The organism is Homoserinimonas sp., assembly GCF_056262345.1.
On sequence record NZ_JBACFR010000290.1, the window covers coordinates 1 to 6,084 of the forward strand.

The 6,084-nt window shown below is 66.8% G+C and carries 5 protein-coding genes and 1 pseudogene; 5 read left to right on the forward strand and 1 reads right to left on the reverse strand.

Annotated elements, in window-relative coordinates; all coding sequences use genetic code 11:
• Window positions 1-534: pseudogene (locus AC062T_RS13230) on the reverse strand (D-alanyl-D-alanine carboxypeptidase family protein); the annotation flags it as partial.
• Between the two features lie 315 nt (window positions 535-849).
• On the opposite strand from AC062T_RS13230, the gene AC062T_RS13235 reads away from it, so the two are divergent.
• The 5 genes from AC062T_RS13235 to cofE all read left to right on the forward strand — a co-directional run bounded on the left by AC062T_RS13235 (window position 850) and on the right by cofE (window position 5,563).
• Window positions 850-1,623 carry an electron transfer flavoprotein subunit beta/FixA family protein gene (locus AC062T_RS13235; protein WP_476030756.1) on the forward strand — a complete coding sequence of 258 codons (774 nt, stop codon included), beginning with the start codon at window positions 850-852 and terminating at the stop codon, window positions 1,621-1,623.
• Window positions 1,624-1,637: 14 nt separating this feature from the next.
• Window positions 1,638-2,606: an electron transfer flavoprotein subunit alpha/FixB family protein gene (locus AC062T_RS13240; RefSeq protein ID WP_476030757.1), complete on the forward strand. Its 969-nt coding sequence runs from the start codon at window positions 1,638-1,640 to the stop codon at window positions 2,604-2,606.
• A gap of 93 nt (window positions 2,607-2,699) precedes the next feature.
• Window positions 2,700-3,635, forward strand: coding sequence for a cytochrome b/b6 domain-containing protein (locus AC062T_RS13245; protein ID WP_476030759.1), 936 nt, complete (start codon window positions 2,700-2,702; stop codon window positions 3,633-3,635).
• A 45-nt stretch (window positions 3,636-3,680) separates the two neighbouring features.
• Window positions 3,681-4,727: a TIGR03557 family F420-dependent LLM class oxidoreductase gene (locus AC062T_RS13250; protein WP_476030761.1), complete on the forward strand. Its 1,047-nt coding sequence runs from the start codon at window positions 3,681-3,683 to the stop codon at window positions 4,725-4,727.
• Complete coding sequence (gene cofE / locus AC062T_RS13255; protein WP_476030763.1) at window positions 4,727-5,563, forward strand: coenzyme F420-0:L-glutamate ligase; 837 nt, start codon at window positions 4,727-4,729, stop codon at window positions 5,561-5,563. Before AC062T_RS13250 ends, cofE begins: the two co-directional genes overlap by 1 nt.
• Window positions 5,564-6,084 lie beyond the last annotated feature (521 nt).

Sequence of the window (6,084 nt, forward strand, 5' to 3'; positions counted from 1 at the left end):
CATCCGCTCGCCCTTTTTCATGGTGTGCGTCGTGGCGCCGAGCACGTAGTACTTGTCGTAGAGGTCGTCATCGGCCGCGGTGAACGTGATCGTCGGGCCCGGCTCGTCGATGCCGAGGGGCTTGGCGTCGAGAACGACAAGCGCCGTGATCACCTTGCTGATGCTCGCGATCGGTCGCGCGGTGTCGGCATCGAGTGCGCCGACCATCTCGCGGCTGCCGGTGAAGGCTTCGAAATCATTCTCGCCCGACACGACGATTGCACTGCTGCCGTTCACCGGCAGGGTCATCGCGGCGACCGGTCCTGGTGCAACGTCGGGCGCGGTCAGTTGGGCGGTGGAAAGCGGAATGGGGGAGGTCAGAGCCGAGACGGAGTAGATGCTTGCGGTCGTGACCAGCGCGAGCGCGGTCGCCCCCGCGACGATGCCTGCAATGCGACGGCGTTTCCGCGATGCCGCTGCGGCCTCCGGGTCGACCGCGTGGGCATCCGGAGCTCGCTCAAACATGTCGACGAGCTCGGTGAATTCGCCGCTCACGATTGAGTGCCGAGTTCTGCTCGCATCTGTTCCCCCATCATGCGCACATGCTAGCGGGCACGGCATCTGCCCGTTCGAAATACAACGTGTAGACCCCCCACGCTCGACGGTAATGCTGAAGATACGTATTCCACGTGCCGAGAGATCGTCTTTCGGAACTAGAGAAGGTCAGGGTAATTTGAGCGTCGGCACAGAATCTGTGCCTACATAGGTTCGTCCGGCGAACACTTTCGACAGAGGGGCGTGCACTCTGGCGGAGGCTGGGTAGCGTGGGGGCGACGCAAAAAGTCGATGTCGACGAAAGAGGAGCGCTCCGTGAAGATTGTCGTGCTGATTAAGCAGGTGCCAGACACCTACGGCGAACGCCGGCTAACACCGCAGGGTCTAGTCGACCGCGATGCAAGCGATGCCATCATCGACGAGATCAGCGAGCGCGCCCTCGAGGTTGCGCTGCAGCAGAAGGATGCTGACAAGGGCACAGAGGTCGTAGTCCTCTCGATGGGCCCCGACGCCGTGACCGCGTCACTGCGCAAGGCGCTCTCGATGGGAGCGGATTCCGCAGTTCACGTGCTCGACGACTCGCTTTCGGGTTCAGACACCGGCCTGACCGCGGCAACGCTCGCCGCCGCGGTGCGCTCGATCGACGGTGTCGATCTCATCGTCGCGGGAGACGCCTCGACCGATGGACGCGGCGGAGTCATCCCCGCGATGGTCGCGGAGCACCTCGGCATCCCCTGCCTCGCTGCCGTGGACGGTCTGCAGATCGGCTCGACCGTGAGCGGCACGCAGGCGACCGAGAGTGGAACCCGCCAGGTGCACGCAGGCCTTCCGGCCATCGTCTCGATCACCGAAAGCTCGGCAGAGGCTCGCTTCCCCAACTTCAAGGGCATCATGACGGCCAAGCGCAAACCGCTCTCCGTTCTTTCGCTCTCCGACCTCGGCGTCGACTCCGGGTTCCCCGGGCTCGCCCGTTCTGTCGTAGTCACCGCAACCGAACGCCCCGCGCGCGCCGCAGGACGCAAGGTCATCGACGAGGGTTCCGCCGTCGACGAGCTCGTTGAGTTCCTCGCCGCCGAGCGCCTCATCTAAAGGAGAACAACACGATGTCAAACATCCTCGCGTTTATTGAGGTCTCCACCACGGGTGAGATCCGCAGCTCCGCCGGAATGGTTCTCGCGGCTGCCGCGAGCCTCGGCACACCGGTCGCGGTCGTCGCGGTCGCCCCCGGCACCGGTGCCGCACTCACCGACGAACTTGGCCGCCTCGGGGCAGCCCAGGTCTTCGTCGCAGAATCGGATGCGGCCGCAACCACCGTGGCATCCGCCCAGGTCGCCGCCATCGTGGCTGCCGCAGCACAGTTCTCCCCGGCAGCGGTTCTCGTCGCCAACTCGCCCGACGGTCGCGAAATCGCTGGCCGCGCCGCAGTGCGCACGGGCGGCGCCCTCCTGGTGGATGCCGTCGGCGTTCGCGCGGACGGCGACACCATCGTCGCAACCCACTCGGTGTTCGGCGGTGGCTACACGGTCGAGGCAACAGTGCAGGGTGGTCTGCCGATCGTGACGCTGCGACTCGGTGCGATCGATGGCGAAGCAGCCCCGGCGGCCGCCGAGGTAACGACGGCGGCTATCGACGTGGACACCACGGCATCCGCAGTTATCGACTCGGTCAAGGACGAGACGGTCGTCTCGACCCGGCCGGAACTTCGCGCGGCGACCAAGGTGGTTTCCGGTGGACGGGGGCTCGGCTCCAAGGAGAACTTCGTTCTCGTCGAGCAGCTCGCGGATGCCCTGGGAGCGGCGGTTGGTGCCTCCCGCGCCGCGGTCGACTCAGGCTACGTTCCGCACAGCTACCAGGTGGGTCAGACCGGCATCACGGTTGCGCCGCAGCTCTACATCGCCCTGGGAATCTCGGGGGCAATCCAGCACCGAGCAGGAATGCAGACCGCCAAGACCATCGTGGCGATCAACAAGGATGAAGACGCACCCATCTTTGAGATCGCCGACTTCGGCATCGTCGGAGACGTCTTCGAAATCGTGCCCAAGCTCGTCACCGCGTTGGAATCACGCGGCTAGTCATTAGCAGTCAGTGTGCCGCCCCACCCCATGGCGGGGCGGCACACCACCACAGCACTTCCCCTTCGCACGAACCCGTTGAGAGAGCCCACTATGACGACGACGACGTCCAAGAAAAAACCCGCCGCCCGCAGCAAGTGGTTCCCCCTGGTGTGGGTCATTCCCGCCCTTCTCGTGGTGCTCGCGCTCGTTGTGGTGCTCGCGCAGTGGCTCCGCAGCCTTCCCGAGGTGCAATCGTTCCTCACCGACTACCCCGGTGAAGTCGCCCCGGCAGAGGGAACCCCGGTCGGGTTTCCGGCCTGGCTGCAGTGGCAGCATTTTCTCAACTCGCTCTTTATCCTGTTGATCATCCGCACCGGATGGCAGGTGCGCACTACCCAGCGCCCCGCCGCACACTGGACGCGCAACAACTCGGGGCTCATCCGCACCAAGGGCAAGCCCACCAAGATCAGCATCGACCTGTGGCTGCACCTCAGCCTCGATGCCCTGTGGGTGCTCAATGGCATCGTCTTCTACGTTCTTCTCTTCGCCACGGGCCAGTGGCTGCGGGTCGTGCCCACGAGCTGGGAGGTCATCCCCAACGCGATCTCCGCAGCGCTGCAGTATGCCTCGCTCAACTGGCCGCACGAGAACGGCTGGGTCAACTACAACAGCCTGCAGCTCATCGCCTACTTCGTCACGATCTTCATTGCCGCGCCGCTGGCCATCATCACGGGCATCCGCATGTCGGGGGCCTGGCCCAAGAACGCCGAAAAGCTCAACAAGATCTACCCCGTAGAGGTTGCCCGCGCCGTGCACCTGCCCGTGATGATCTATTTCACCGCGTTCATCATCGTTCACGTGACCCTCGTGCTCACCACGGGCGCTCTGCGCAACCTCAACCACATGTACGGCGGGGGCGACACGGAAAGCTGGACCGGGTTCTGGTTCTTCGCCGCGTCCCTCGTCGCGATGGCGGTGGCCTGGATCGCGGCACGGCCGCTGATCCTGCGGCCCATCGCGGCGCTGACGGGAACCGTCTCCAAGTAGCGCTTCGGTGCACCGGTGGTGCCGGTCATGGGGCAGGATTCTCCTATGACGGCACCCACGCACCCGGCTGGCCAGAGCGGCGCGGTTCGCACCGGCGCCATGCACATCGGTTATGCCGCGATGCTGGAGCAGTTCCCGCCGACCGAGGCTGTAGCGCTCGCCGCGTACGCCGAGCAGCACGGGTTCACGGGCGTCATGGCGGCAGACCACTTTCAGCCGTGGGTGCCAGCCCAGGGTGAGGCGTCCTTCGTGTGGAGCGTGCTCGCGGCGATTGGCGAGCGCACCACGGGCGACTTCGGGCCGGGGGTAACGACCCCGTCGTTTCGCATGCATCCTGCCGTCGTGGCCCAGGCATCCGCCACTCTTGCGACGATGTATCCGGGGCGGCACTGGCTGGGGGTCGGCTCCGGTGAGGCCGTCAACGAGCACGTCGTCGGCGCATACTGGCCAGAGGCGGCCGACCGCATCAGCAGGATGTTCGAGGCCGTCGAGGTGATCAGCAAACTGTTCACGGCGTCGATCGCAGGGCGCGACGCCAAACATTCCGGCCCCAACTTCACGCTCGAATCGTCGCGGCTGTGGACGATGCCGCAGGTGGCCCCCCAGATTCTGGTGGCAACATCCGGACCCGTCACGGCCAAACGCGCGGGCCGCGTCGCCGACGGTCTCATCACCGTTGGGGCACCCGTCGACAAGGTCGCCGGTCTGCTTGCTCGTTTTGCCGAGGGCGCGCGTGCCTCGGGGCGTGACGGCTCGGCGATGCCCAAGGTGCTCAGACTGCACCTGAGCTGGGCAGAAACCGACGAACAGGCCATGGCGAATGCGCTGCGGGAGTGGCCTAATGGGGGCATGCGCTTTTCTAAGAGCGACATCCGCTCACCGTTCGAGTTCGAGCAGCTTGCCCGCATGGTGCGCGCAGAAGACTTTGACGGCCGCATGGTGATTTCTGCCGACCCAGACGTGCACAGGGCCGCCATCCAGAAGTATGTGGATCTGGGATTCGACCGCATCTACCTGCACAACGTGGGGCGAAACCAGCGCGAATGGATCCACGAATTCGGGCGCAGCGTGCTGCCGAAGCTGGTGCGCTGATGGCCATCGTCGAAGGCGTCGCCGTGCTGGGGGTTACGGGCATCGCCGAGATCGCGGCCGGCGATGACCTGGTCGAGCTGATTCTGGCCGCGGTCGGTGAGGGCGGGCTTGCCGACGGCGACATCCTGGCCGTGACGAGCAAAATCGTGTCGAAGGCGGAGGGGCGCGTCGTTGCCGCCGCCGACCGAGAACAGGCGATCACCGACGAGACGGTCCGCGTGGTCGCGAGCCGGGAGCACCCTGGCGGGGTTACCCGCATTGTCGAGAATCGGCAGGGGCTCGTGATGGCCGCCGCTGGCGTCGACTCAAGCAACACTCCCGACGGCACCGTTCTGCTGCTGCCGCTCGACCCGGACGCTTCGGCCCGAGAGCTGTGCGTCGGCGTGCGGGCGGCGACGGGTGCCCGCATCGGCGTGATCATCTCCGACACCTCCGGTCGCGCGTGGCGCGAAGGACAGACCGATATCGCGATCGGCGCGGCCGGCGTGCGGGTGTTCGACGATCTGCGCGGAACAACGGATGCCCATGGCCGTCCCCTCCTCGTGACCCTGCCAGCGGTCGGCGACGAGATCGCGGCCGCAGCCGACCTGGTCAAGGGCAAGACCAGCGGCATGCCCGTTGCCATCATCCGCGGGCTCGGCCACCTGGTCGCCGACCTCGACGGGGCGGGGGCTCGAAGCCTGCAGCGCCCCGCCGACCGCGACCTGTTCTGGCAGGGTTCCGCCGAAGCGCGAGCGTCCGGACGCTCCGAGGGTTACGACGAGGGCTACCGCGACGGCTACGACGAGGGCTACCGCGAGGGACCCGCGGCCACGACTGAGGCTTCGCCCGAGTGAGGGGGCGCGGGCCGCGGTGAGCGGGCGCGCGGGCCGCGAGGCCGCGCTCGCTCCCTGCTCGCTCGTGCTCGTTCGCCCGTTGGCGCGCTCGCTCGTGCTCGTGCTCGTTCGCCCGCTGGCGTGCTGGCTTGTGCTCGCTCGCGCGCGGCCTGCCCGCCCCATCCCGCACGACCCGACTGAGGGGTCCCAAATGAGTCGTCGAGGGTGCCCGCGAAGCTACATTTGGGACCCCTCGCGGATGCATCATCCGCTGCGGGAAGCATCCATCCGCTGAGGTGCGTGAAATGTGCCTTCGCGGCGTCCCCGAAGGCACATGTGGGACCCCTCGCGGGTGTGGTGGGCGGGTGCGCGAGCGGCGCGGGTGTGGCGGGCGGGCCCAGCAAGACCCGGCTGAGGGGTCCGAAATGAGTCGTCGAGGGTGCCCGCGAAGGCACATGTGGGACCCCTCGCGGGTGTGGTGGGTGGAGCGCGGGCGGGAGTGAGCTGCGAGAGTGGGCGGTGTGGTGTTTGGTGGGCGGGAG

Excerpts from the sequence above, each read along its gene's own strand:
- AC062T_RS13240 (WP_476030757.1), top strand. The coding sequence starts at position 1,638 with ATGTCAAACATCCTCGCGTTTATTGAGGTCTCCACCACGGGTGAGATC.
- AC062T_RS13245 (WP_476030759.1), top strand. The coding sequence starts at position 2,700 with ATGACGACGACGACGTCCAAGAAAAAACCCGCCGCCCGCAGCAAGTGG.
- AC062T_RS13250 (WP_476030761.1), top strand. The coding sequence starts at position 3,681 with ATGACGGCACCCACGCACCCGGCTGGCCAGAGCGGCGCGGTTCGCACC.
- cofE (WP_476030763.1), top strand. The coding sequence starts at position 4,727 with ATGGCCATCGTCGAAGGCGTCGCCGTGCTGGGGGTTACGGGCATCGCC.